The 23,091-nt window shown below is 69.3% G+C and carries 24 protein-coding genes; 9 read left to right on the forward strand and 15 right to left on the reverse strand.

Translation table 11 applies throughout. The features are described from left to right. Positions 1-25: 25 nt before the first annotated feature. Positions 26-2,623 carry a flippase activity-associated protein Agl23 gene (locus ACZ48X_RS14645; protein WP_336349004.1) on the reverse strand — a complete coding sequence of 866 codons (2,598 nt, stop codon included), beginning with the start codon at positions 2,621-2,623 and terminating at the stop codon, positions 26-28. Between the two features lie 131 nt (positions 2,624-2,754). Between ACZ48X_RS14645 and ACZ48X_RS14650 the strand changes: the two genes are divergently transcribed. Then, positions 2,755-3,900 (forward strand): thiolase family protein, encoded by a 1,146-nt coding sequence (locus tag ACZ48X_RS14650; RefSeq protein ID WP_336349003.1) that lies wholly within the window; start codon positions 2,755-2,757, stop codon positions 3,898-3,900. A gap of 226 nt (positions 3,901-4,126) precedes the next feature. Further along, on the forward strand, positions 4,127-4,777 hold the full coding sequence (locus ACZ48X_RS14655; protein ID WP_336349002.1) for a hypothetical protein: 651 nt from the start codon (positions 4,127-4,129) through the stop codon (positions 4,775-4,777). Between the two features lie 6 nt (positions 4,778-4,783). Here the strand turns inward: ACZ48X_RS14655 and gnd are convergent, their stop codons facing one another. Continuing rightward, positions 4,784-5,692 (reverse strand): phosphogluconate dehydrogenase (NAD(+)-dependent, decarboxylating), encoded by a 909-nt coding sequence (gnd, locus tag ACZ48X_RS14660; protein WP_336349001.1) that lies wholly within the window; start codon positions 5,690-5,692, stop codon positions 4,784-4,786. Between the two features lie 93 nt (positions 5,693-5,785). Continuing rightward, positions 5,786-5,950 carry a DUF7331 family protein gene (locus tag ACZ48X_RS14665; protein ID WP_336349000.1) on the reverse strand — a complete coding sequence of 55 codons (165 nt, stop codon included), beginning with the start codon at positions 5,948-5,950 and terminating at the stop codon, positions 5,786-5,788. A 112-nt stretch (positions 5,951-6,062) separates the two neighbouring features. Between ACZ48X_RS14665 and ACZ48X_RS14670 the strand changes: the two genes are divergently transcribed. After that, positions 6,063-6,497 carry a PaaI family thioesterase gene (locus ACZ48X_RS14670; protein WP_336348999.1) on the forward strand — a complete coding sequence of 145 codons (435 nt, stop codon included), beginning with the start codon at positions 6,063-6,065 and terminating at the stop codon, positions 6,495-6,497. Between the two features lie 78 nt (positions 6,498-6,575). Beyond that, positions 6,576-6,971, forward strand: a complete 396-nt coding sequence (locus tag ACZ48X_RS14675; RefSeq protein ID WP_336348998.1) for a DUF6199 family natural product biosynthesis protein — start codon at positions 6,576-6,578, stop codon at positions 6,969-6,971. 39 nt (positions 6,972-7,010) lie between these two features. Here the strand turns inward: ACZ48X_RS14675 and pepF are convergent, their stop codons facing one another. Continuing rightward, positions 7,011-8,801, reverse strand: a complete 1,791-nt coding sequence (pepF, locus tag ACZ48X_RS14680; protein ID WP_336348997.1) for an oligoendopeptidase F — start codon at positions 8,799-8,801, stop codon at positions 7,011-7,013. Between the two features lie 164 nt (positions 8,802-8,965). Between pepF and ACZ48X_RS14685 the strand changes: the two genes are divergently transcribed. Further along, positions 8,966-10,294, forward strand: coding sequence for a M28 family metallopeptidase (locus ACZ48X_RS14685; protein WP_336348996.1), 1,329 nt, complete (start codon positions 8,966-8,968; stop codon positions 10,292-10,294). A gap of 3 nt (positions 10,295-10,297) precedes the next feature. Here ACZ48X_RS14685 and ACZ48X_RS14690 read toward each other — a convergent pair whose 3' ends face one another. Together ACZ48X_RS14690 and truA are read right to left on the reverse strand one after the other, a co-directional pair. Beyond that, on the reverse strand, positions 10,298-10,525 hold the full coding sequence (locus ACZ48X_RS14690; RefSeq protein ID WP_336348995.1) for a hypothetical protein: 228 nt from the start codon (positions 10,523-10,525) through the stop codon (positions 10,298-10,300). A gap of 73 nt (positions 10,526-10,598) precedes the next feature. After that, a complete protein-coding gene (gene truA / locus ACZ48X_RS14695) occupies positions 10,599-11,441 on the reverse strand; it encodes a tRNA pseudouridine(38-40) synthase TruA (protein ID WP_336348994.1) in 843 nt (280 codons plus the stop codon). A gap of 326 nt (positions 11,442-11,767) precedes the next feature. Between truA and ACZ48X_RS14700 the strand changes: the two genes are divergently transcribed. Continuing rightward, complete coding sequence (locus ACZ48X_RS14700) at positions 11,768-12,217, forward strand: hypothetical protein (protein WP_336348993.1); 450 nt, start codon at positions 11,768-11,770, stop codon at positions 12,215-12,217. An 11-nt stretch (positions 12,218-12,228) separates the two neighbouring features. On the opposite strand, the gene hisS is transcribed toward ACZ48X_RS14700, so the two are convergent. The 5 genes from hisS to ACZ48X_RS14725 form a co-directional block, all read right to left on the reverse strand. Beyond that, positions 12,229-13,533: a histidine--tRNA ligase gene (hisS, locus tag ACZ48X_RS14705; RefSeq protein ID WP_336348992.1), complete on the reverse strand. Its 1,305-nt coding sequence runs from the start codon at positions 13,531-13,533 to the stop codon at positions 12,229-12,231. A 93-nt stretch (positions 13,534-13,626) separates the two neighbouring features. Beyond that, positions 13,627-14,217, reverse strand: coding sequence for a DUF7411 family protein (locus ACZ48X_RS14710; RefSeq protein WP_336348991.1), 591 nt, complete (start codon positions 14,215-14,217; stop codon positions 13,627-13,629). Further along, positions 14,218-14,565: a DNA-binding protein gene (locus ACZ48X_RS14715; RefSeq protein WP_336348990.1), complete on the reverse strand. Its 348-nt coding sequence runs from the start codon at positions 14,563-14,565 to the stop codon at positions 14,218-14,220. Positions 14,566-14,638: 73 nt separating this feature from the next. Further along, positions 14,639-15,094, reverse strand: coding sequence for a 30S ribosomal protein S19e (locus ACZ48X_RS14720; RefSeq protein WP_336348989.1), 456 nt, complete (start codon positions 15,092-15,094; stop codon positions 14,639-14,641). A gap of 106 nt (positions 15,095-15,200) precedes the next feature. Then, positions 15,201-16,235 carry a lysylphosphatidylglycerol synthase transmembrane domain-containing protein gene (locus ACZ48X_RS14725; RefSeq protein WP_336348988.1) on the reverse strand — a complete coding sequence of 345 codons (1,035 nt, stop codon included), beginning with the start codon at positions 16,233-16,235 and terminating at the stop codon, positions 15,201-15,203. A gap of 203 nt (positions 16,236-16,438) precedes the next feature. On the opposite strand from ACZ48X_RS14725, the gene thiL reads away from it, so the two are divergent. Then, positions 16,439-17,338: a thiamine-phosphate kinase gene (thiL, locus tag ACZ48X_RS14730; RefSeq protein WP_336348987.1), complete on the forward strand. Its 900-nt coding sequence runs from the start codon at positions 16,439-16,441 to the stop codon at positions 17,336-17,338. Between the two features lie 62 nt (positions 17,339-17,400). On the opposite strand, the gene ACZ48X_RS14735 is transcribed toward thiL, so the two are convergent. Further along, entirely contained in the window at positions 17,401-18,567 is a 1,167-nt protein-coding gene (locus tag ACZ48X_RS14735; RefSeq protein ID WP_336348986.1) for a site-2 protease family protein, read from the reverse strand. A gap of 184 nt (positions 18,568-18,751) precedes the next feature. After that, complete coding sequence (locus tag ACZ48X_RS14740; RefSeq protein ID WP_227132412.1) at positions 18,752-19,000, reverse strand: DUF7123 family protein; 249 nt, start codon at positions 18,998-19,000, stop codon at positions 18,752-18,754. 474 nt (positions 19,001-19,474) lie between these two features. Between ACZ48X_RS14740 and pyrH the strand changes: the two genes are divergently transcribed. Both pyrH and lysS read left to right on the forward strand, forming a co-directional pair. After that, positions 19,475-20,191 carry a UMP kinase gene (gene pyrH / locus ACZ48X_RS14745; protein ID WP_336348985.1) on the forward strand — a complete coding sequence of 239 codons (717 nt, stop codon included), beginning with the start codon at positions 19,475-19,477 and terminating at the stop codon, positions 20,189-20,191. A 174-nt stretch (positions 20,192-20,365) separates the two neighbouring features. Continuing rightward, complete coding sequence (lysS, locus tag ACZ48X_RS14750) at positions 20,366-22,054, forward strand: lysine--tRNA ligase (protein WP_379761785.1); 1,689 nt, start codon at positions 20,366-20,368, stop codon at positions 22,052-22,054. A gap of 24 nt (positions 22,055-22,078) precedes the next feature. On the opposite strand, the gene ACZ48X_RS14755 is transcribed toward lysS, so the two are convergent. Together ACZ48X_RS14755 and ACZ48X_RS14760 are read right to left on the reverse strand one after the other, a co-directional pair. Beyond that, a complete protein-coding gene (locus tag ACZ48X_RS14755; protein ID WP_336348984.1) occupies positions 22,079-22,585 on the reverse strand; it encodes a DUF367 family protein in 507 nt (168 codons plus the stop codon). A 68-nt stretch (positions 22,586-22,653) separates the two neighbouring features. Next, on the reverse strand, positions 22,654-23,082 hold the full coding sequence (locus ACZ48X_RS14760; RefSeq protein WP_336348983.1) for a hypothetical protein: 429 nt from the start codon (positions 23,080-23,082) through the stop codon (positions 22,654-22,656). Positions 23,083-23,091 lie beyond the last annotated feature (9 nt).

Consider the following 23,091-nt stretch of genomic DNA (forward strand, 5'->3'; position numbering starts at 1 on the left):
CCCGCGACGTACGAGCGGAGCGCGTTTAAGACCGTCGAAGCGGCCGTCGCGTTGCCGTCGCTCGCGGCGTCGACCCGCTCGAACGCGCCGACGGCGCCGCCATCACGGGAGACTCGACGGGCGAAACCGCCGTCAGGTCGGTCGTGACGGGTGAGCGCGCCGGCAGGGACGCAGCGACGGGCGTGACGGCCGTCGAGTCGACGTCGATCGACGTCGTCGCGTTCACGTTCTCTATCGGCCCCGGCGACGGGTCGAGCGGCGGGTCGTCCGTCGACTCCTCGGGGTTCTCGCGGACGTAGAACAGGATGGGGCGCGAGTAGTCGCCGTCCGGGTCGTCCCCGTACCGCTGGTGGACCACGCGCTCGTAGCCGTTCTCGACGAGCCACTCGTGGAGTTCCTCGCCGCCGTCCTTCGGAACCTTCGCGCCCTCGTTCTGGCCGAGCGCCACGACGACCGGCGGCCGCGTCTCGTTGAGGACCTGGCTGTCGTCCGTGTCGCTGTACACGAAGTGCTCGCCGGTCTGGTTCGCGTCGTACTGGTACATCTCCATGTACCACATCCAGACCCGCCGGTCGTAGTACGGGCCCGGCGCCGGCGGCTGCGCGAGGCCGCTCTCGTCCGCGATTGCGAACTTGTCACCCCAGAAGAGGACGTCCACGTCGCCCGCACCACCCCGCTCCATGCCGAGTTCGCGCACGCGGTCGAGCGTCGGTTTCGCGTCCGTCGACGGCTGCGCGTACTGGATGATCTTGTTGTCCGGCGCCTGTGAGTTCACGTACACCTGGTCGGTGACGGCGAACCCCATCCAGCCGACGACCGACAGCAGGAGGACGACCGCGAGCGCGACGCCGACGCCGTCATCGAGCGTGAACGACTGCACGCCCCACCGGATGACGATCGCGAGCCCGACCGCGGCCGGGATGGCGAGTGGGACGATGGCGTGCGCGGTCGCCCACCCGGCCTTGATGTCGGTCGCGATCGGGTACCCGAGGACGCTCACGAACCCCCAGTAGCTCGCGAGCGCGACGAGGTCGCGCGGGCCGCCGTCGCCGTACCGGTCGACGAGGAATCCGACGACCGCGAACGCGGACACGACGAGTGCGCCCGCGATCATCACCTCGACGTAGTGCTTGAGGAACGCGGTGTAGGAGTGCTCGTGGCCGCCCCAGATGCGCGTGAACTCCTGCCAGCTCCCGACGAGTGACTCCTCGACGACGAGCCGGAACTCCGTGGTGTCGCCCGCGAGCAAGCCGTCGAGCGACGAGTACAGTCCCATCTCGCCGGTGGTGTCCTCGCGGACGTCCGGTGGCCCGCCGCCGCCGACCTTCATGTAGCCGCCGCCGCGGGGCGCGTAGAAGAACACGATGACGGCGAGGAACTCGAGGACGGCGGTGACGGCGACCACGGCCGCGGTCCAGTTCACCGCGACCCAGTTCCACGGGCTCGTCCGGCCGGGACTGCTGGCGTCGTCGTCGGGCGTCCCCCGGTCGGGGTTCCACGCACCCTGGACGGCCGCTGGCAGACGTTTGACGCGCACGGGGAGGAGCCAGCGGACGTACGCGACCGCGGTCCGGAACGGCCCACGGTCGGCGTCGCCCTGGCTCGCGACGAACAGCCGGTGGTCGAGCAGGAGTGCGGCCGCGCCGAGCCAGCACGCCGCGTACAGGAGCCCGTTCTCCTTCGTCGTCATCCCGAGCGCGAACGCGCCGACGCTCCCGTACACGTACCGGTACCGGCGCGTGTCGTAGTACCGGACCGCGAGCCCGGTGGCGAGCAGCATGAACGCGGCGAGCGGGACGTCGTTCCGCATGAACCGCGAGTAGTACACGAGCACGGGGTTCAGCGTCAAGAGGAAGCCGAGCGCGACGACCTCGCTGTCCCGGAGGTGTTCGCGGAACAACCACGCCGTCAGCGGGAGGAGCGCGCCGATGACGGCGACGACGAGCCGGGACGTGAAGTCCGAGGGCCCGAGGAACCCGAACACGTACTTGTTCACGTGGAAGAGGAACGGGCCGTGGACGATGGCACGGTACTCCCAGACGCCGGATTCGAGGTAGCGGATGATCCAGTACCCGACCCGGCCCTCGTCCTGGTGGGCGACGCGCGCACCGAGGTTCACGAACCGCAGCACGAACCCAGCGACCGTCATCGCGACGAGCGACGCCAGCACGGTCATCGACGTGTCCGGGAACGGCGTCCGCCGGTTCGCCGCCGCCAACAACCCCGCGTCCTCGGGCTCGTGCTCGTCGTCGCGCACGGATTCGTTGGCAGCGGCAACCTCAGAGGTCGATTCGTCGCCGTCGTCCGTCGACGCGGCCGCGTCCGGCTCGGGTTCGACGGCGCCCCCGAACTCGAACCCGGCCTCGTCCGCCTGTGCGTCGTCGGTCCTCCCGCCTGCTGTTTGGTCGTGGGCGGGCGTGTCGCCTGCTGTTGCGTCGTGGTCGGGTGCGCTGTCTTCGGCGTGCGGTTCGTCGTCGCCCGAGTCGTCGCCGGCAGTGGCGTCTCGCTCCGGCTGCTCGTCGCGGTCGGGCCGGTCGACTCCGTCGGCGTCGTCGGGCGGGTCGCGCTCGCCTCGCGTGGGGTCCTCGTCGGAATCGGAGGGCTCCGAGGACTCGTCGGTCATTGTTCTCGGAGAATCCGTGTGGGGGTAAACGCTTTTTGCTATCCGCTCTCCCGTGTCGGGCGCGTAAACTGCGGACTCCGGCGTTCGGAGTTCTGCAGTGTTTTATGGCGAAGGGGTCCCACTGTACCCGCATGGAACCACAGACACCCGTCATCGCGGCTGCGTACCGAACACCGCAGGGGAAGAAGGACGGCGTCTACTCGGAGATCCGCGGCGAGGACCTCTCGGTCCCGCTCATCAACAAGATCCTCGACGAGAACGACCTCGACGGCGAGGACGTCGACGACCTCATGTGGGGGTGCGCCCAGCAGCGCGGACATCAGGACAACAACGTGGCGCGCGTCATCGCGCTCATGAGCGACCTCGGTGAGAGCGTGCCCGCGACCACGATCAACCGCTGGTGTGCGTCCTCGATGCAGTCCGTCATCTCCGCGAGCGACGCCGTCGCCGCCGGGAACCGCGACGCCGTCATCGCGGGCGGGTTCGAGCACATGACGAACGTCCCCATGGAGGGCGGGATGGACGGCCGGAGCTTCCACCCTGACTTCCAGGACATGTACAACATGATCGAGCTCCAGATGGGGATGACCGCGGAGAAGGTCGCTCGCGAGTACGACGTCTCGCGAGAGGCCCAGGACCGCTACGCGGCCCAGAGCCAGCAGCGCGCTGCCGCCGCGACCGAGGAAGGTCGCTTCGACGACGAGATCGTGCCCATCGAGACGCCCGACGGCGAGGTCACGAAGGACGAGGGCATCCGACCGGGCACGGACTTCGAGACGCTGCAGGGTCTCCCGACGGTGTTCATGGAGGACGTCACCGCGGGGAACTCCAGTCAGATCAGTGACGGCGCCGCCGCGACGCTGGTCACGAGCAAGGAGTTCGCGGAGGAGCACGACCTCGAGATTCTCGCCGAGGTCGGCGCGAACAACGTCGCGGGCGTCGACCCGACCGTGATGGGTATCGGTCCCGTCCCCGCCACGCGCGGCCTCCTCGAACGCAACGGTCGAGACATCGACGACTACGACCTCGTGGAGCTGAACGAGGCGTTCGCGTCCCAGACGGTGTACGCTCGCGAAGAGCTCGGTATCGACGAGGACATCTTCAACGTGAACGGCGGCGCCATCGCCATCGGGCACCCGCTCGGCGCCTCCGGTGCACGCCTCCCGGTGACGCTCATCCACGAACTCCGCAAGCGCGGCGGCGGCCGCGGCCTCGCCACCCTCTGCGTCGGGTTCGGGCAGGGTGCCGCCATCGAGTTCGACGTGAACGGCGCGTAAGCGAGCGGTCGATTCCGGTTTTTCGCCCACGTTTTCCGGTCCGTGAGCGGAGCGACCGGACCGAGAAAAGGTGGTCGCCGGCAGGGTGCGGCGATCGAGTTCGACGTGAACAGCGCGTAAGCGAGCGGTCGATTCCGGTTTTTCGCCCACGTTTTTCGGGTACTGGTCGTGGAGTTGCTGGCTCCGCTTTCCGAAGGTGGATAGGCGTTCGCTCGAAGCGTCTGGTATGCCGAGTCGACGCGCGGTGCTTGGAGCGGGGTCGCTCGCGGCTGCGACCGGGCTGGCGGGGTGTTCGGCGCTGGGGTCGAGTTCCGGGGAGCCGGCGCGGTTCGGGCGTGGGGCGACGGCGCCCGCGGACCCCGAGTTGGTGGCGCTCGACGACGCGCGCAGCGGCGGGGCGCCGCGTGGTGAACTGGAGTCGTCGACGGCGGCGTTCGAGCGTGCGGACGGCTCGCTCGTGGTCGTGAGCTTCCACCGCGTTCGGTCGGGCGCGAGCGCGTTCGGGTCGGAGTGGCGGTACGCGAACGTCCGCGGCGAGCACGACTGGCGGGGCGTCGACGGCGAGGTGACGGCTGCGGAGACGAACATGACGACCGTCGATGCCGACAGTCCGGACGCCGCGTTCCGACTGGCGAGCGAGACGAGCGACCGACTGCGGTCGTGGACGGTCACGTTGCCCGAGCCGTCCAGTCAGGGGGTCGCGTACCGGTTCCGGACGACGTTCGCCCCCGCGACCGAGTTCACCGACGGCGACGCGCTCGCGACGATTCGCGGACGCACGAAGCTTACCGACGGCAGTCTGCTCGACGGCACGGAGAAAGTGGATGCGACGCTCGAACTCGTCTACGGCGACACGACCACCGACGGAAGCGAGTGACGGTCGTCAGGCGTCGTCGGTCCGGGGAACGTCGTGCCGGCCGAAGCCGTACCGGAGACGGTTCGCGAGGCGGCGCGAGAACTTTCCAGGGTCCTCAGTGCGCGAGTCGAAGCGCTCGCCGAGCGCCTCGTAGATGAGCGGGACCGCGACCTCCTGCTCCAGCGCCTCCTGCACCGTCCACGTCCCCGTCGACCCGCCCTCGACGCGGTCCGCGACCGTCCCGAGGTCGTTACCCTCCTCCCTGAACGCTTCCTCGCAGAGTTCGAGGAGCCACGACCGGATGACAGCGCCGTTGTTCCACGTCCGCGCCACCGATTCCAGGTCGAGGTCGTACCGGCCGTTCGCGAGCAGCTCGAAGCCCTCGCCGTACGTCTGCATGAGCGCGTACTCCACGCCGTTGTGCACCATCTTCACGTAATGCCCGCTGCCGGCCGGCCCCATGCGGTCGTGGCCGTCCGGGCCGGTCGCGACCGCGTCGAACACCGGCACGAGCTCGTCGTACGCCCACTTCGGGCCGCCGACCATCAGCGAGAACCCGACCGCTGCACCCGCCGGTCCACCGCTCGTTCCACAGTCGAGATAGGCTGCGTCGGTCGATTCCGCGCGCCGCACCGAGTCCTCGAAGTACGAGTTCCCGCCGTCGACGACGACGTCGTCGCCGTCGAGGTGCGGTTCGAGGTCGTCGAGTGCCGCGTCGACCGCGTCCCCGGCGGGCACCATCAACCAGATTCGTTTGTCGTCGCCGAGTCGCTCGGCGAGGTCGACGACGGACTCCGCGGGTTCGGCGCCCGCGTCAGCCGCGTCCGCGACCGCGTGCTCGTCCAGATCGAACGCGACCACGTCGTGGCCCGCGTCCAGTGTCCGGTCGACGACGATGCGCCCCATCCGACCGAGGCCGATGACGCCCAGTTGCATGCGTCGGCGTGCGCGGACCGGACAGGTAGTGATTCCGGTCGCCGACGAACACCCGGTTCGACGCGTCCCGGCGAGCTCTCACCGCTCCCGTCGTCACCTGAGTCGAGGGAGGCAGGTCGCGTCAGTGGCCTGAATCCAGGCGTCCTCCGCTTTCGCGTCGAACACGACGAGGTCGCCATCGTCGGTCTCGATAGCCGTATAGCGCTCCGCGACCGGCGCGTCGTCTATCGCGTTCGGATCGTAGACGTCTGCTCCCATGGTAGTCTCCTCGACACTCGCTACGGTGGACACGCGAGTAGCTGTCGCGGCTAGAGACGTAGGTCGCTGAGAACACACAACGCGTTTGAGGTTGGGGTCCAGAGGGGTTGGCATGGACTTGGCGGACATCATGTCCCAGATCCCGTACTGTCGGCACCTCGGCATCGAGGTCACCGCGGCCGAGGACGGGCACGCAGAAGGCGAACTCGCGTTCGACGACCACCACTCGTCGGTCCCCGGCAGCGACGTCGCACACGGCGCCGTCGTCCACGGGCTCGCCGACACCGTCGCCGGCGCCGCCGTCATCAGCCTCCACCACAAACCCACACCGACCATCGACATCCGATTCGACCATCTCGCACCCGCTCGCGGCGACCTCCACGCCGAAGCCGACGTCCGGAAGGACGGCGACACCGTCGCCGTCGCCGACGTCCGGATCACGCACGACGACACGCTCGTCGCCACCGCCCGCGGGACGTTCAAGACCGCCGGTGACGTCGACGGCTCCGCGTGGAGCGAGAGCGCCCGACTCGACGACGCCGAGTGACCACACCACGGGACTCCGTCGACGCCACCCAACGTCAGAAGGCACGGGCTTTTGGTCGCCCGCCCCGAACGTTCGTGTATGCTCGGTAACCCGAAGCTCCGGAAGGTCGCGTCACTCGGAACGGTCGCCGTCGGCGTCGTCACCCTCGTCGCCCCGAAGAAAGCCGCCGTCCTCGGCGACAAACTCTCGCTCGCCACGCGCTACGAGGACCTCGGCGACGGCGAGTTCACGCCCCGCGACTGGTACGTCGACGCGACGCGCGCCAGCGGCGCCGGCATGATCGCCGCCGGCCTCACCGGCTTCCTCCTCGCAGCGAGCGCCGAGACCACCGTGGACGCCGAGACCGCAGCGACCGGCGACGCCGACGACGAACCGGAAGCACTCTCCGAAGACGACGAAACCGACGACGTCGAGGACGCCGACGACCCCGTCGAGATCGACCTCGAAGACGCCGACGAACCCGGCGACGACTGACCGACACCCCCGTCTCGATACTCTTCGCGGGCCCGACGGTCAGATCAGCGCCGCCATCTCGTCGAGATAGTCGTCGTAGACGTCGAGCGCCGACTGGATCGGGTCGCTCGTCGACATGTCCACGCCCGCACCCGAAAGGAGTTCGAGCGGGTACTCGCGCGAGCCCTTCGAGAGGAACTCGCGGTAGCGCGCCGCCGCATCCTCGTCACCCTCCAGTATCCCCTGGCTGAGCGCCACCGCCGCCGAGATACCCGTCGCGTACTGGTAGACGTAGTACGCGCGATAGAAGTGCGGGATACGCATCCACTCGCGCTCGATGTGCTCGTCGACGTTCGCCGGCTCGTAGAACTCGCGCTTGAGGTCGCCGTAGAGTTCGTCGAGGACGTCCGGCGTGAGCGCCTCGCCGTCCTCCACCAACTCGTGGGCCTGATGCTCGAAGGCCGCGAACATCGTCTGGCGGTACAGCGTCGACCGCACCCGCTCCAGGTACTCGTTCAGGACGTGCCGGCGGAACTCCGGATCGTCCACGGTATCCAGGAGGTGCTGCGTGAGGAGCGTCTCGTTCACCGTCGACGCCACCTCCGCCACGAAGATCTCGTAACTCGAGTACACGTACGGCTGCGCGTCCTTCGTGTACTGCGAGTGCATCGAGTGCCCGAGTTCGTGCGCGAGCGTGTACATCGACGCGATGTCGTCCTGGTAGTTCATCATGATGAACGGCTGCGTGTCGTACGTCCCACTCGAGAACGCACCCGCTCGCTTCCCCTCGTTCTCGTAGACGTCCACCCACCGCGACTCCAGGCCCTCCGCGACCCGCGACTGGTACTCCTCGCCGAGGACGCCGAGCGAATCGACGACGTACTCGGTCGCCTCCTCGTACTCGACGTCCGGACTCTCCGAGTCCGTCATCGGCATGTAGACGTCCCACATCTCCAGTTCGTCCACACCGAGCACCTCGGCCTTCAGCTCGCTGTGTCGGTGGAGCTTGTCGAGATTCTCCCGCACCGTCTCCACGAGGTTGTCGTACACGTCCACGGGCACGTTCGGGCCGTCCATCGCCGCTTCGCGCGCCGTCTCGTAGTTCCGGACGCGCGCCTCCTTCACGTCCGCCTTCACGGAGTTCTTGTACGCCGTCCCGACCGCGTTCCGGACATCCGCCCACTCGTCGTAGAACTCCTCGTGGACCGTCTGCCGGAACTCGCGGTCCTGGTTCTTCAGGAGCGTCGTGAAGTTCGACTGCGTGATCTCCACGGCATCGCCGTCGGGCTTCTCGACGGTCGGGAACTCCATGTCCGCGTTCGCGAGCATACTGTACACGTCACCACTCCCGTGCGTGACCTCACCGAGTTCCGCGAGGACCTCCTCGACCTCCGCCGAGCGCGTATGCGGTTTCGTCCGCAGGACGTCGTCGAGATAGTGCTCGTACTGCTCCAGGCCGTCGGTCGCCTCGACCATCGCCGAAACCTCGTCGCGACTCGCACTCTGGATCTCCGGTTCGATGAACGACGCCGCCGAGCTCGCGTCCGACGCCAGCGACTGCGAGCGCGCCGACAACGCCTGGTACTGCTGGTTCGTCGTGTCCTCCGCGGACCGCATCTGCGCGTAGTTCGCGACCTTCGCGACCTCCCGCATCACGTCGTCGCGCGTCTCCAGCGTCTCCAGCAACGTCTCACCGTCTTCGACGACCGCGCCCTCGTACGCCTGCAGGTCCTCCAGTCGTTCACTCACGTCCTCGAAGGCGGCCTCCCACTCGTCGTCGGAGGCGTAGATGCTCTCGAGGTCCCACTTGTACTCCTCGTCGATCTCTGACCGCTCGGGGACCGAACTCATGGCACGCTCTTGGCCATAGCTTCAGGTAAGCGTTGCCACTCGCCACGGTCTCGCCGGTTCGGTCGCGCGACCGTTCCTCGAGGCGGTTCCTCGTCGAGTGACGACGCCGTCGTCGGTCTCGCCGCGGGCCGAACTGGCTTACGCTCGCGCTCGTACGGGAACGCATGGACCTCGATAGCGCGCTCGGTGCGACGTGGCGCGACGACGAACCGCGGCGGTTCCTGCGACGCCTCTGCGAGCTCGACGACCGGATGGCCGGTCACCCCGGGGAAGCCCGTGCCGCCGACCTCGTCGCGGACGCCTTCCGGGACGCCGGCGTGCGCGACGTCGACCGGGAGTCGTTCCCGCTCACGGTGTGGACGCGCGGCGCGACGACGCTCCGCGTCACCGACCCCGTCGACCGCGCGTTCGAAGGCGTCGCGCTCCCGTACTCGCCGTCCGCGAGCGTCGACGGGCCGCTCGTCGACGTCGGCCACGGCACGCACGCCGAGATAGCGGACGCGGACCTCGACGGCGCCATCGCGCTCGCCCGAACGGACTCGCCCGCTGACGGCCGGTTCGTTCACCGGATGGAGTCGTTCGGGCACGCCATCGACGCCGGCGCGGAAGCGTTCCTGTTCCGGAACCACATCGACGGCCAGCTCCCGCCCACGGGGTCGCTCCGGTTCGACGAACCGGCCGCCGCACCCGGCGTCGGCGTCTCGAAGGAAACGGGCGCGTGGCTCGCGGAGTACGCCGACCGCGATGGGGCGGTCGAACTCGACGTGAACGCGACGATAGACGACGGCGAGAGCGAGTTCGTTCATGGCGTCCTCGGCCCCGCCGACGCGGACCGCGAGGTCGTCGTGCTCGCGCACTTCGACGCGCACGACGTCGCTGAGGGTGCACTCGACAACGGCTGCGGCATCGCCGTCGTCGTCGCAGTCGCTCGCACGCTCTGCCGGCTGGACGCCGCAGACGCGCTCGACGCTCGCGTCCGCGTCGCCGGCGTCGGCGCCGAAGAGGTCGGCCTCCTCGGCGGTGCGGCGCTCGCGGACGCGCTCGACCTCGACGACGTCCACGCGGTCGTGAACGTCGACGGCGCAGGGCGCCACCGGAACCTCGTCGCGATGCCCCACGGCAGCGACGACCTCGCGACCGCGGTCGACGCCGTCGCCGACGCCGTCGACCACCCCGTTCGGACGGACGCCGACCCGCACCCGTGGAGCGACCACTGGCCGTTCCTCCGCGAACGCGTTCCCGCCGTCCAACTGCATAGCGACTCGGGCGAACGCGGCCGCGGCTGGGGGCACACCGCCGCCGACACGTTCGACAAGACCGACGCCCGCGTCGTTCGCGAACACGCGATGCTCGCCACGCTCCTCGTGCGTGAGATCGCCGATACGGAGGTCGGTCGCGTCGACGAGGACGCACTCAGGGACGCGATGGTCGATCAGGACTTCGACGCCGGGATGCGCGCCGCCGGCATCTGGCCGACTGACTGGGAGGCGTGACGCTCACCTTGCGGAGCGACCGGCCGCACGGCCGAACACCCGCCGGTGGACGCGGCGGAGGGTCATCGACGCGCGATAGTCGTACCAGACTGCGAGGAGGAACGCGAGCGTTGCCACTTCGGGCCAGTCGGCGGTGAGGACGACGGAGAGCGCGTGGACGACGAGCGCCACGTAGATGACGCGCCCCGCGACGCGTGCCGCCCGACGCGTCGCGGACGATGACTCGACCATACGACGGCTACGGGAGACAGCGGCATAAGTCCAATCGCTATCACGTCCCACGGCGAGAAGTGATCAGGCCGACTCAGCGCGGGTCCGCATCGGTCGGTGACGCCGGTGCGTCGACACCGTCCCGGAGCGCGGCTGTCACGCGACCGCGCGAGACCGCGGTGGCGTGCGCCGACTCGAAGACGGCGGTGGCGCTCGTCGCTGCTTCGTCGTCGCGCTCGAACGCGACGTCGGGATAGGTTGCGTCGACGAGCACGAGCGGTTCGGGCGGGGCGGGCCCGACGCGCTCGTGGTCGGGGAGCGGAGCAGGGGCGAGTGCGCGGTCGACGTCGTCGAGGCTGCGGTCGCCGGTTGCGACGCTCCGGACGAGCGCGACGATGCGGCGGACGAGCTCCCAGAGGAAGCCGTCGGCGCGAACGTGCACGCGGAGGACGTCGCCGTCGCGGGCGACGGTCGCGGTCTCGACGGTGCGGGTGGTGTCGTCGTCGCTCGCCGCGGTGAGGTCCGCGAAGTCGTGCGTGCCCTCGACTCGCGAGAGCGCCGCTGCTGCCCGGTCCGCGTCGGCGGTCGGCGCGTACAGGTGGTAGTCGTACGCGCGACTCGTGGCGTGATGGGTCGCGTGGAAGTCGGCGTCGACGTCGGCGTTCGCCCACGCTCGGACGTGCTCGGGAAGTTCGCCGTTGAACGCGCGTGGCGTCAGCCAGTCCGGGCACTCGAACGCGACGGTCTGCGCTATCGCCGAGACGCCGGCGTCGGTGCGGCCCGCGGCCGCGTATCCCTCGGGTGCGTCGGCGTCGCTCGCGAGCACGCCGAGGTCGCGGAGCGCGTCGAAGATGGCGTCCTCGACCGTTGGAACCTGGGGCTGTCGCTGGAAGCCGTGGTACGGCCGGCCGTCGTACGCGACGCGGAACGCACGCATACCGACGGCTACGCGACTCGGGGAGAAGTGCCCTCCGGACGACGGCGCCGCTGCGACGGAGGAGTGCGTCGCCGCTGGTGGGGCGGAGGCGACTTGGGGCTGACTGGCGACGCCTCGCCGAGCGCGCTCGCCGCCCGCTACTCGACGGTGAGCGCGCTGGCTCGTTCGTCGCGGGACGCTGGCGTCGCGCTGGTCGTCGGGCGCGCCCCGCGATGGGTCGTCACGGCACGCCGACCGTCGCCGCGTCTCGCTACTTGAACCATCGCCCGGTGTCGCCGCGGTCGGTTGGCGACACGCTTACCCGCGCACCCGCCGACTACCGTTCCATGACGGAGTACTCGGGCGAGGAGGTCGCCGACCTCGTCGGCGCGAACCTCGCCGACCGACTCGCGCTCGACGACGGCCCGTACACGGACGCGGACCTGGACGCCCTCACGGACGCGCTCGGCGAGGGCGCCGAACTCGCCGACCGCGTCGCGGACGGCGACGTCGCCGCACTCGCCACCCTCCTCAGTCCAGCGTTCCTCCAGGCGCACTCGGAGTTCGAGTCGTTCGCGGACTTCCTCGGCGCGAGCCCGTGGACGCGCTCGAACGTCGACGCCGCGTTCGCCGGGCGACGCGACGGCGACGACGCCGACCCCGCGGCCGCGACCACGAGCTCGTTCCTCTCCCGGACGACCGCGTTCCGGACGCCCGGCGAGATGGTACAGTCCGCCGTCGTCTACCGGTGCCGGAAGGCGCTCGACGAAGCGGACGGCGACGCCGTGAGCGAGTAGGGTGGGGTAGTTTACGCGTAGTCGTCGTACGTCGGCTTCTCGCGGTCGCCGGGGAAGTCGTCGACGGGTGCGGTCGTCTGATCGCCCGACGCCATGTCCTTGATGGTGACCTCGTCGTTCTCGAGGTCCTGTTCGCCGACGATGACGACGGTGTCGGCGTTGATGGAGTCCGCGTACCCCATCTGGGCGCCGAAGCTTCGCCCGGAGACGTCCGTCTCGACGACGTGCCCCGCGGTGCGAAGGTCGCGCGCGACCCTGGCGGCGACCGGGCGCGTGTCGCCGACCTGGAGGACGTAGTAGTCCGTCGAGAGTTCCTCCTCGGGCCAGACGCCCGCGCGCTGCAGGAGGAGGGGGAGCGTCGAGTTCATCACGCCGGGTGCGACGCCGACCGCGGGCGTCGGCTGGCCGCCGAAGTCCTCGATGAGGTCGTCGTAGCGGCCGCCACCGAACACGGACCGGCCGACTTCGCCCGCGCTGTCGAAGCACTCGAAGACGACGCCCGTGTAGTAGTCGAGGCCGCGAGCGGTCGTCAGCGACAGGTCGCAGTACTCGCGGACGCCGAAGTCCTCGGCGGCGTCGAGGACCGCGCGGAGGTTGTCCACGGCGGGTTCGACGGCGTCGCTGAACGCGACGAGTTCGTCGAGGTCGTCCTCGCCCGCGACGAGGAGGTCGTCGAACTGGCGGGCGTCGTCGTAGGAGAGGCCGGCGTCGGCGAGCAGGCCGAGGTACTCGTTCTCCTCGACCTTCGCGCGCTTGTCGACCGCGCGGATCGCCTCGCGCGTGTCCACGTCGTCGCCGTACTCCGAGAGGACGGTTCCGAGCACGTCGCGGTGGCTGACGCGGAACTCGAAGTCCGCTGCGTCGAGCCCGAGGTCGACGAGTGCGTCCGCCGCGAACGCGAGGATCTCCGCGTCCGCGTCCGGTTCGCTCGACCCGAAGATGTCGACGTTCGTCTGGTAGAACTCGCGGAATCGTCCCTGCTGGACGGCCTCGTACCGCCAGAACGGCCGCGTCGACATCCACTTGATCGGCTTCGAGAGCGCCTGTTGCTTCGCGACGACCATCCGCGCGACCGTCGGCGTCAACTCCGGCGCGAGCGTCACCATCCGCCCGCCCTTGTCCTCGAACGCGTACAGCTCGTCGACGATCTCGTCACCGGACTTGTCCGTCCACATCTCCGCGCGCTCGAGTCGCGGGGTCTCTACCTCCCGGAACCCGTATCGCCGGGCCGCCCCTTCGACGGTATCGATGACCTCCCTGTGGGCGGCCATCTCGCGGGGATAGAAGTCCTTGAACCCCTTCAGTCCATCATACATACCCGAGGCTTCGCGAGTCCGTCCCTCCAACCTTTCGCTTGCCGACGCACACCACGAACCCGAGCGTGCGCCGAGTGCGCGCCGAACGACGCCCTACCGCGGCCCTTCGACGTACGTCTGGTCGTGCGCCGGGAACACGTCGGCGACCGCGCTCTCGCCGTGTTCCTCGCGGAGCAAGGCGCGTAACTCCGCCTCGTAGTCCGCGCGCGGAATCGACTCGCTCGGCCCGACGGTCACCGAGAGTGCCGAGTCGACGAGCCGGTCGACCGCACCACGCCCGAACCCCGATAGCGGCGAGATGTAGTCCACGTCGTGGCGGTCCTCGAGGCTCTGCGCTTGCGCGCGCGACACCGTCGGCACGCGGTCGTCGCGGCGCGTCCCGTCCGCGATCGCGTCGAACCCCTCCGCGGCCAGTCGCTCGAGCGCGTGCTCGTGGACCGCCTGGATGCCGTTCCGCGGGAACCCGTCAGCGACCATCTTCTCGACCGCATCCTGCGCCGCGGCCTCGTCGAGCTCGATGCGTTCGTGCGCGAACCCGACCGACTCCGCTGCCGCCTTCGCGTGCTCCCAGTCGTCGGTCACGCCGAAGTGCCCGGTGACGAGCGTCACGTCGTAGAAGTCGTCGAGCAACAGTGCGGCGAGCGTCGAATCCTTCCCACCGCTGTAGAGCAACCCCAGCTCCATCTACCGCCGACGCACGTTGAAGCTCTTCTCGTCGGGCTTGAGTTCCTTCAGGAGCGCCTTCATCTTCTCCTCGTCGATCTTCCCCCCGATCTGGCCGCGCTGTGCGAGCGCGAGAATCTGCTGTTCGGCCTGCTCGCCGAAGTCGGGCTTGCTCATCTTCACCGAGTTCAGGCGCTTTCGCGCCCCGTCAGTGAGGTGCTGGCGGAGCAACGCCTTCTTCTGGGCCTCGGCCTCCTGCTGGCGGGCCTCCTGGGCCTCGCTGTCGCCCTCTTGAGCCTGCTTTCGCTCGCGGAGCTCCTGCATCTTCTCCTCGCGTAGCTTCTCGAGGTCGTCCTGGCTGTCGCTCATACGAACGCTTTCGTGCGTCGGCGAAAAAACGGTTTCGGGACTCGACACCGCGCGCCCCGATTCGTCGACGTGCTTACGCGTACTTCTCGAGTTCCGGGCGGTCGAGATCATGCATGACCTCGCCGGCCGTGTCGTCGAGGAGACTGCGACCCTCGGGGGTGATGGCGCGACCCTGGCCCTCGCGCGTCTGGATGAGGTCCTCGTCCTCGAGCTGCTGGAGGAGCGTCCGGATGACCTTCTTCGAGCCGTCCTCGCGGTGCGTGCCGGAGACGCCGTAGCGGTTCGTACCCGCCTTCGAGCCGCCGTACATCGTCGACAGGCGCTCGATACCGATCGGTTCGTTGTCCGCGACCTTCCGGAGGAGGCTGGCGCCGCGGGTCGCCCAGAAGTCGTCCTGTTCGGGCGGCAGCTCCTTGCTGTTGCCGGTCTTCGTCACGATCATCCACTCCGGTTCCTCGAGTCGGTCCGAGAGGTCGTCGGCGAGCGCTTCGATGAGCGCGTCCGCCGGGACGTCGTACATCGTCGTCATTGCCGGTTCGTACCCCCGCGCTGCCTAAAAGTCCATCGTATTCGATAGCCGCGTCCACGCGCTCGAATCCGGCGTGTTCGGCGGTGAACGACCGCGAGACGCGGTGCTACTCGGCTCGTGCGGAGAGCGCGGCGACGGAGCCGCCGCCGACGAGCAGCGGGAGCCAGTACGTCGCGGCGCGATGCAGGAGGACGGCGGCGGCGACGGCACCGCTCCCCAGCGCCGGGAGGACGGGCGTCAGGACGAAGATGAGGACGGCTTCGATGCCGCCGAGGCCGCCGGGGAGCGGGGTGACGCCGGCGAGACTGCCGAGGGGGATGGCGAGCATCGCGGCGGCGACGACGCTCACGGCTGCGACGTCACTGACCGCGTACAGCGACAGCGACAGCGACGTGATGGAGAACGCCCAGCCGAGCGCGGACAGGCTGAGCGCGCTCGCGAGGTTCCGGCGGTCGGTCGCGACGCGCTCGATGGCGTGGAAGAACCCCTCGATGCGGCGCTCGATGACGTCGACCTTGACGCGTGAGACGACGGGGAGTCGTGCGGTCACGCGCCCGAGGATGGGGGCGAGCCCGCGGACGAGCCGGTGCTCTATCGCGTACCGGTTCCGCCACCCGAGGACGGCGGCGACGGCGAGCGCGACGGCGAGCGCGGCGACGGCGGTGGCGACGAACACGAGCCGGTCGTTGAACGCGATGGTGACCGCGTAGTACCCGACTGCGAGTAACGCGAACCCGATGGAGGGAACGAAGTTCAGGCCGTCGACGCTCGCGATGGCGGCGAGCGCGGTCTCGTACTCGGTGTCGGCTTCGCGCGAGATGAACAGCGCGCTCACGGGTTCGCCGCCGGCCTGCCCGAACGGCGTGACGTTGTTCGCGAACGTCGCCGCGGAGAACACGACGAACGACTGGATCCGCGACAGCGAGAGGCCGAGGCTCGCGAGGACGGCGCGGAGCGCGAGCCCCCACGACGCGAGCCAGCAGACGGCGGCGGCGACGATGAGTGCGAGCACGCTCGGCGGTGCGTTCGTCACTCGCGTGAGCACCTCGTCCACGCCGACGAACCACAGGAGCGCGAGGAGGACCAGGGCCGCGCCGAGGAATCCGGCGGCGATGGCGCGACCGTCGACGTCCTCGAACATACACGACCCGACGACCGCACCCTGTTTGAACCCACCGCCTCGTAACGATGGCGCGGGGCGGCCGTCGGCGGCCGCGACGGCTACCGGTGACGCCGTGATTGAGTCGGTGGTGTCGGGACGGATCCGGCAGCGTGGGGCGGGAGCTAGCGGGACGGGGGCTCGGTATCGCGTCGCTTTTGTCGATTCGACCGCAATTCGAGGGCATGGACGAACGGGCGGCACTCGACCTGGTCGGCGGCCTGGTCGGGCGCGCCGGGGACGACGCCGCGGTCGTCGACGGGACGGTGGTGACGACGGACATGCTCCACGAGTCGACGGACTTCCCGGCGGGGACGACGCGGTACACGGCGGGCTGGCGAGCGGTCGGTGCGTCGCTCTCGGACGTCGCTGCGATGGGCGCGGAGGCGACCGCTGCCGTCGCGGTGTACGGTGCACCGGCGTTCGACGCTGCGGACCTCGAGGCGTTCCTCTCGGGCGCTCGCGACGTCTGCGAGCGCGTCGACGCGGAGTACGTCGGCGGCGACCTCGACGGCCACGACGAGTTCACGGTCGCGTCGACGGCGCTCGGCGAGACCGACGACCCCGTCACCCGCGCCGGCGCCACCGCGGACGACGTCGTCTGCGTCACTGGCGGACTCGGTCGCTCGGCAGCGGCGCTCCGCGCGTTCGACGCGGGCGACGTCGACCGCGCGAACGACCTCTTCCAGTTCACGCCCCGGGTCGCCGCCGGTCGCGCCCTCGCCCCGTACGCGACCGCGATGATGGACTCCAGCGACGGCCTCGCACGGTCACTGCACCAGCTCGCCGCCGCGAGCGACTGCACGATCGACGTCGACGAAGCCGCCGTCCCCGCGGTCGACGCGGTCGCCGACTACGCGACCGACGACGCGGACGCTCGCGAGATGACCGTCTTCTTCGGCGAGGACTTCGAACTCGTCTGCACGCTCCCCGATGACGAGATCGCGACCGCACGCGACGCGTGCCCGGTCGAGCTCACCGTCGTCGGTGACGTCACCGGTGACACCGCAGCCGCCTCGAGCGACGGCGCCGTCACTGTCGGCGGGGACGCACTCCCAGACCGCGGGTTCACGCACGGCGACTAACCGTCACCCGAACGCGAGTCGACGCACGCGACTCGCGGACGAACGCGACCGACGGCTCGCGGTCACGTCGTCGAGACGAGCACCGGGACCGGCATGAAGCACGCGGCGCCGAGGACGAACGTGAGCGCGGCGAGCGCGAGCCGCCGCGAATCCAGCGGTTCGTCGCGAACCGGTTCGGCGGTGCCGGCGCGTCCGACGACGAGCGCGAGCACGCCCCAGAACACCCAGACGGCGACCGCCTGGAACGCGATGTCCTCGAAGTAGTGGAGGTAGCCCGCGAGCCCGAACAGGCCGACGGGGACGACGGCGGCGAGCGTCGACTGGTTCTCGCCGAAGACGGCGCGCGTGATGTGCCCGCCGTCGAGCTGGCCGACCGGGATGAGGTTCAGGACGGTGACGAACGCACCCACCCAGCCGCCGATGACGACCGGGTTCACGTTCAGCGCCTGCCCGTACTGGAGCGGCTGGCCGGTTATCCACGAGAGCGCGTGCATCAGCGGCGGGAACCCGAGGCTGATGGTGATGGTGCCCTCGGCGTCGATGATCGTCGGGTCGACGGGAATCGGCTGGAGGAACAACCCGATGGTCGTCACGACGATCGTCGCCGCGAGCCCCGCGAGCGGGCCGCTCGCGCCGATGTCGAACAGGGCCTTCCGGTCGGGCATCCGGCCTTTCATCCGGATGACGGCACCCATCGTCCCGATGAGACTCGGGAACGGGATGAAGTACGGGAGGCTCGCGTTCACGCGATGATACCGGCTCGCGACGTAGTGCCCGAGCTCGTGGGTCATGAGGACGCCCATCACGGCCGCGGAGAACGGCCACGCGGTCGTCACCGCCTTCCAGGGGTCCGCGACCGGGTCGATGAGGTACCACTGCGCGCCCACGAACAGCGTCGTGACGATCGTCGCGAGGAACAGCGCGACGTTCTTCCAGGGAACGCCGTCGATACCGTAGGACTGCTCGGTCGCGACGAGGACGTACCGTCCGGCTTCGACCGTCAACTCGACCTCGTGGTCGTGCTCGTGGAACACCTCCCAGATGTCGCGCACGACCGCCTCGGGGCTCCCGAGCGGTTCGCCGTAGTACCGTACCTCGTCGTCGATGACCTGCGTCTCGTACGTGTGGAACTGGTCGTCGAACGCCGCGGGGTCGGGCGCGCCGGGCGGTGCCGACGGCCGTCCCCCTGCTGGCGAGTTCGCGGACCGAGCGGGGTCACCGGGCTGCATCTATCCCTCGGTATGACGTGGTCGCGTAAAAACCCACGGCGCCCCGTGGGAGTGGCCGTCGTCGACGGGGCGGACGGGTGGGTGAGAGAGTCGGTGTTGGTGTGGGGGAGGGGTGCGGGGACCGGCGGGGACCAGGTCCGCGCGAGAGTGACTGATGCGACTCGGACGGCGTGGCGTCGCCCTCTCAGGCGGGTTCGACGCGCCACGTGGTCGCGCTCGTGTACGACCACTTCTCGATCTCGAGGTCCTCTGCGGCGTCGGTGAGCTTGACCATCAGCGCACCGATCTCCTTGGGGGAGAGACCGACCTCGTCGGCGATGAACTTCGACTTGAAGTACATCTCGCCGTCCGCGGCCTTCTCGCGCAGGTACTCGGTCAGGCGGGCTTCCTTGCTCGGCGCGTCGTCCGTGGAGGGTTGGGTAGTTGCGCTCATTGTGAGTTCGCCTCGCTCATCGCTATCACCGGGAGGATGTTATAAAGGGCAGTCCCTTCGGTTCGTTTAGTGTTTTTTCGAGTCATCTCGTGTTCATTTCACGTTTCGCGTCGATTCGCTCTCCTTTCACAAAGTCCTCAGAGACGCTTAGACGTTTTAGAACCGCTTCTAACGCTTCTAAACTCGAACCTACTGCGGTTCCGGAGATGTTTGCGTAATGCGAGCTATCGGGTCCGAAGCCACTGTTTTCGCTCTCGAACGCGCCGAACGAATCCCGCTCGCGCGTCCCACATTGGCGCGTGCCGACGGTCGTCAGCCGCCGCGACCGCCCGTTCGACCGCTCGCAGGACTCCCGTCACGGGTCACCGTATCACGAACGCTCCCGGTACGAAAGGCCACACCCAAACCAATGTGGCGTCCGTCGCACGCGAGTTGGCAACCCTTATGAACGCCACCGGGGTATGCGGGTGTAACATGAAGGTAGTCGTCTCCATCGGCGGCAGCGTCCTCGCGCCCGACCTCGACTCCCCGCGCGTGGCGGCGTACGCGGACGCCGTTCGGACGCTCGTCGACGACGGATGCCAGGTCGCGGCCGTCGTCGGCGGCGGTGGCGTCGCCCGCGAGTACATCGGTGCGGCCCGCGACCTCGGCGCGAACGAGATCGAACTCGACCAGCTCGGTATCGACGTCACGCGCCTGAACGCGCGCCTCCTCATCGCCGCGCTCGGCGACGGCGTCGCCAACGCGCCCGCCACCGACTACGAGGAGGCGGGCGAGGTCCTCCGGAACGGCGACGTCTGCGTGATGGGCGGCGTCACGCCCGCCCAGACGACGGACGCGGTGTCCGCCGCGGTCGCGGAGTACGTCGGCGCGGACCTCCTCGTGTACGCCACCTCGGTCCCCGGCGTGTACTCCGCGGACCCGAACGAGGACGACGACGCCGAACAGTACCCCGAGCTCTCCGCTGCCGACCTCGTCGACGTCATCGCAGGCCTCGAGATGAACGCCGGGTCCTCCGCGCCCGTGGACCTCCTCGCCGCGAAGATCATCCAGCGCGCCGGCACCCGCACCATCGTCCTCGACGGCACCGACCCCGAGCGCGTCCTCGACGCCGTCCGCTACGGCGAACACGAGGGCACCGACGTCGTTCCCGACGGCGCCGGCGACCAGCTCACGTACTGGGCCGAGTAACGCGCCCCGGCCGCTCCGCCGTCTCCAGTTCTTCCATCGTCTCCAGTCCTTCCTTCCTCCCTCCCTGCTGTTCTCGTCGGCTCCGAGGCGCTTTCGGGAGTTGACAACCCTTAAGAACGGCTCGCTCGGACGTTCTCGTATGATTCGACCCCTCGTAGCGGGCGGTGATGCGTCGTGAGCGACGACGCCATCAGTCCGTACACGCTGAGCGCCGACGACGGTGTGGACCGCCGGCACGCCTTCTGGGCGGACCACGTCGCGGACGTCGTTCTCGACCGCAACCCCGACGAGCCCATCGTCGTCAAGGGCGGTATCTCGCCGTCGGGCGTCCCGCACCTCGGGAACATGAACGAGGTGATGCGCGGGTACTTCGTCGCGGAAGTGCTCCGCGAGCGCGGCTACGAGGTCCGGCAGGTGTTCACGAGCGACGACCGCGACCCGCTCCGGAAGCTCCCGCGGAAGCTCGCGGACCTCGACGGGAATCTCGTCGACCTCGGTGACGTCGACGCGGGCGCGCTCGGCCGGAACCTCGGGCATCCCTACACCGCGATTCCGGACCCGTTCGGGTGCTGTGATTCCTACGGCGCGCACTTCTCGAACCTCATCCAGTCCGGCGCGGACGCCCTCGGCGTCCCCATCGAACTCGTCTCGAACACCGACCTCTACGAGGACGGCGACTTCGAGGCCGTCACGCGGTTCGTCCTCGAGCACGTCGACGAGGCGCGGGACGTCCTCCGCGAGTACCAGGACAAGGTCGACGACGACTACGTCCCGTTCAACCCCATCTGCGCGGAGTGCGGGAAGGTCACGGAGACCGTCACTGCCATCCGCGCGAGCGACGGCGAGGTCGACTACGAGTGCACGGACATGGAAGCCGGCGACCAGGTCATCTCCGGGTGCGGGCACGAGGGCACGGCGACGCTCCGCGAGGGCAAGCTCCCGTGGCGCCTCGAGTGGCCCGCGCAGTGGCAGGTCCTCGGTGTCGACTTCGAGCCGTTCGGGAAGGACCACGCGGAGGGGTCGTGGCCGAGCGGCGACGACGTCGCCCGGAACCTGCTGGGGAACGAGCCGCCGGTCCCGATGGTGTACGAGTGGTTCACGCTGGACGGCGAACCGTTCAGTTCGAGCGAAGGGCACGTCGTCCTCGTCGACGACGTCCTCGACCTCCTGGAACCGGAGGTACTGCGCTTCTTCTTCGCGAAGAACCCGAAGAAGGCGCGGGACTTCCCGCTCTCCAACCTCGACCAGCTCGTCGACGAGTTCGACCGCTTCGAGAGCGTGTACTACGGCGAGGTGGAGGCGAGCGAGGACGAGCGCGAGCGCGCCGAGCGCGTGTACCCGTTCCTCGTCGACCACCTCGACCCCGGGACCGCCCCCGCCGACGCGGCCGCGGAGGAGCGCCCGACGAGGATTCCGTACACGTTCGCGGCGGTCCTCGGGATGTTCCCCGACCACGACGTGCGCGTCGAGCACGCCGTCAAGCAGGGGCACCTCCCCGAGGACCCGAGCGACGCGGTCGTCGAGCGCGCGTTCGAGCGCGTCGAGCGAGCCCGCACCTGGGCGAGCCGGCAGGACAACGAGTACAACTACACGGTCCTCGAGGACCTCCCGGACGTCGACTTCGACGCGGAGACCGAGGCCGCGCTCGACGACCTCGCGGACTTCGTCGAGGAGGGGCACGAGGGCGAGGCCATCCAGGGGGAGATCTACGAGACGGCGAAGGACAACGGACTACCGATCGGCGACTTCTTCGGTGCGGGCTACGAGCTGTTCTTCGGCGAGGAGGAGGGCCCGCAACTCGGGCAGTTCCTCGGGAAGCTCGAGCAGGAGTTCGTCGTGCAGCGCCTCCGACGCGAGGCCTGAGCGGTCGCGTCGACGCGGCTGCGGCTACTCCGCGGTCTCTTCGTCGACGAGGTAGTCGTCCTGGACGGCGACGACCTCGGTGGAGTTCTCGCAGGCGGCGTATCGGTCGAGGGGTTCGGCGTTGAGTTCGAGGAACGTCTCGCCCCACGTGAACTTCGCGAGGATACGCTCGGCGTGTTCTGGGTGTCCGAGGATGTGGAGGCCGGCAGCGAGTGCTTCGACGGTCGTGAGCTGGAAGGCGTTCCCGTAGTTCACGGGGTTCGCGGCGACGAGGAACGGGAGCGCGCGGTGCTCGCCGGGGAGGCTGAACATCGCTTCGCCGGCGCTCTCCCACGAGCAGTCCAGCGCGACGAGGTTCGATACGTCCGCGTCGGCTGGCGACAGTGCGGTGTCGGCGTGCGGGTTCAGGACGACGCCGTACGGCGTCGCGCGGTCGGAGCGATGGAGCTCTGCGAGGTCGAAGCGCTCGAGCTTGCGCGCCGTGCACTTCTTCGGGTCGTCGTCGCCCTCGTACCGCACGTGCAGGTCCACGATTGTCTCGTGGTTCGCGGCGGGCGAGTAAAAGGCGCTCGTTCGGACGCGTGGTGCGCAGTGGCCGGTCAGTCGCCGCCGGCGAGGTCGTCGTAGAGCGCGCGGACGTCGACGAGTGCGACGTCGTGCTCGGCGATGGTGGCGAGGTGGTCGTCGCGCGACCCGTGCGTCGGGTGGGCGTCGAGCGCGTCGAAGACGTCCGCGAGGAACGCCTCGAGCGCGGTCTCGAGGTCGCCGTAGGTGGTCTCGACGCGGCCGCCGTGGAGGTCGACGTGCACGCGGTCGCCGCGCTCGGCGAGGTCGTACCCGAGGAACTGCGGGTGCCTGGTGCGCTCGCGGCTCGCGCAGTCGTAGAGCCGGAGCAGCTGGTGGAAGGAGCCGTACGTGTGGACGACGGATTCGTCGTCGGCGTGCACGGTGAACTCGACGTGGTCCGAGGGGCCGAGGGCGGCGGTGTCCCAGCCGCCAGCGACGTCCCGGAGTTCGAACGCGACCATGCCCGATGG

Source organism: Halorubellus litoreus (genome assembly GCF_055378595.1).

Bases quoted from the DNA above. Each gene is read 5' to 3' on its own strand.
- ACZ48X_RS14645 (WP_336349004.1), bottom strand. From the start codon at position 2,623: ATGACCGACGAGTCCTCGGAGCCCTCCGATTCCGACGAGGACCCCACG.
- ACZ48X_RS14650 (WP_336349003.1), top strand. From the start codon at position 2,755: ATGGAACCACAGACACCCGTCATCGCGGCTGCGTACCGAACACCGCAG.
- ACZ48X_RS14655 (WP_336349002.1), top strand. From the start codon at position 4,127: ATGCCGAGTCGACGCGCGGTGCTTGGAGCGGGGTCGCTCGCGGCTGCG.
- gnd (WP_336349001.1), bottom strand. From the start codon at position 5,692: ATGCAACTGGGCGTCATCGGCCTCGGTCGGATGGGGCGCATCGTCGTC.
- ACZ48X_RS14665 (WP_336349000.1), bottom strand. From the start codon at position 5,950: ATGGGAGCAGACGTCTACGATCCGAACGCGATAGACGACGCGCCGGTC.
- ACZ48X_RS14670 (WP_336348999.1), top strand. From the start codon at position 6,063: ATGGACTTGGCGGACATCATGTCCCAGATCCCGTACTGTCGGCACCTC.
- ACZ48X_RS14675 (WP_336348998.1), top strand. From the start codon at position 6,576: ATGCTCGGTAACCCGAAGCTCCGGAAGGTCGCGTCACTCGGAACGGTC.
- pepF (WP_336348997.1), bottom strand. From the start codon at position 8,801: ATGAGTTCGGTCCCCGAGCGGTCAGAGATCGACGAGGAGTACAAGTGG.
- ACZ48X_RS14685 (WP_336348996.1), top strand. From the start codon at position 8,966: ATGGACCTCGATAGCGCGCTCGGTGCGACGTGGCGCGACGACGAACCG.
- ACZ48X_RS14690 (WP_336348995.1), bottom strand. From the start codon at position 10,525: ATGGTCGAGTCATCGTCCGCGACGCGTCGGGCGGCACGCGTCGCGGGG.
- truA (WP_336348994.1), bottom strand. From the start codon at position 11,441: ATGCGTGCGTTCCGCGTCGCGTACGACGGCCGGCCGTACCACGGCTTC.
- ACZ48X_RS14700 (WP_336348993.1), top strand. From the start codon at position 11,768: ATGACGGAGTACTCGGGCGAGGAGGTCGCCGACCTCGTCGGCGCGAAC.
- hisS (WP_336348992.1), bottom strand. From the start codon at position 13,533: ATGTATGATGGACTGAAGGGGTTCAAGGACTTCTATCCCCGCGAGATG.
- ACZ48X_RS14710 (WP_336348991.1), bottom strand. From the start codon at position 14,217: ATGGAGCTGGGGTTGCTCTACAGCGGTGGGAAGGATTCGACGCTCGCC.
- ACZ48X_RS14715 (WP_336348990.1), bottom strand. From the start codon at position 14,565: ATGAGCGACAGCCAGGACGACCTCGAGAAGCTACGCGAGGAGAAGATG.
- ACZ48X_RS14720 (WP_336348989.1), bottom strand. From the start codon at position 15,094: ATGACGACGATGTACGACGTCCCGGCGGACGCGCTCATCGAAGCGCTC.
- ACZ48X_RS14725 (WP_336348988.1), bottom strand. From the start codon at position 16,235: ATGTTCGAGGACGTCGACGGTCGCGCCATCGCCGCCGGATTCCTCGGC.
- thiL (WP_336348987.1), top strand. From the start codon at position 16,439: ATGGACGAACGGGCGGCACTCGACCTGGTCGGCGGCCTGGTCGGGCGC.
- ACZ48X_RS14735 (WP_336348986.1), bottom strand. From the start codon at position 18,567: ATGCAGCCCGGTGACCCCGCTCGGTCCGCGAACTCGCCAGCAGGGGGA.
- ACZ48X_RS14740 (WP_227132412.1), bottom strand. From the start codon at position 19,000: ATGAGCGCAACTACCCAACCCTCCACGGACGACGCGCCGAGCAAGGAA.
- pyrH (WP_336348985.1), top strand. From the start codon at position 19,475: ATGAAGGTAGTCGTCTCCATCGGCGGCAGCGTCCTCGCGCCCGACCTC.
- ACZ48X_RS14760 (WP_336348983.1), bottom strand. From the start codon at position 23,082: ATGGTCGCGTTCGAACTCCGGGACGTCGCTGGCGGCTGGGACACCGCC.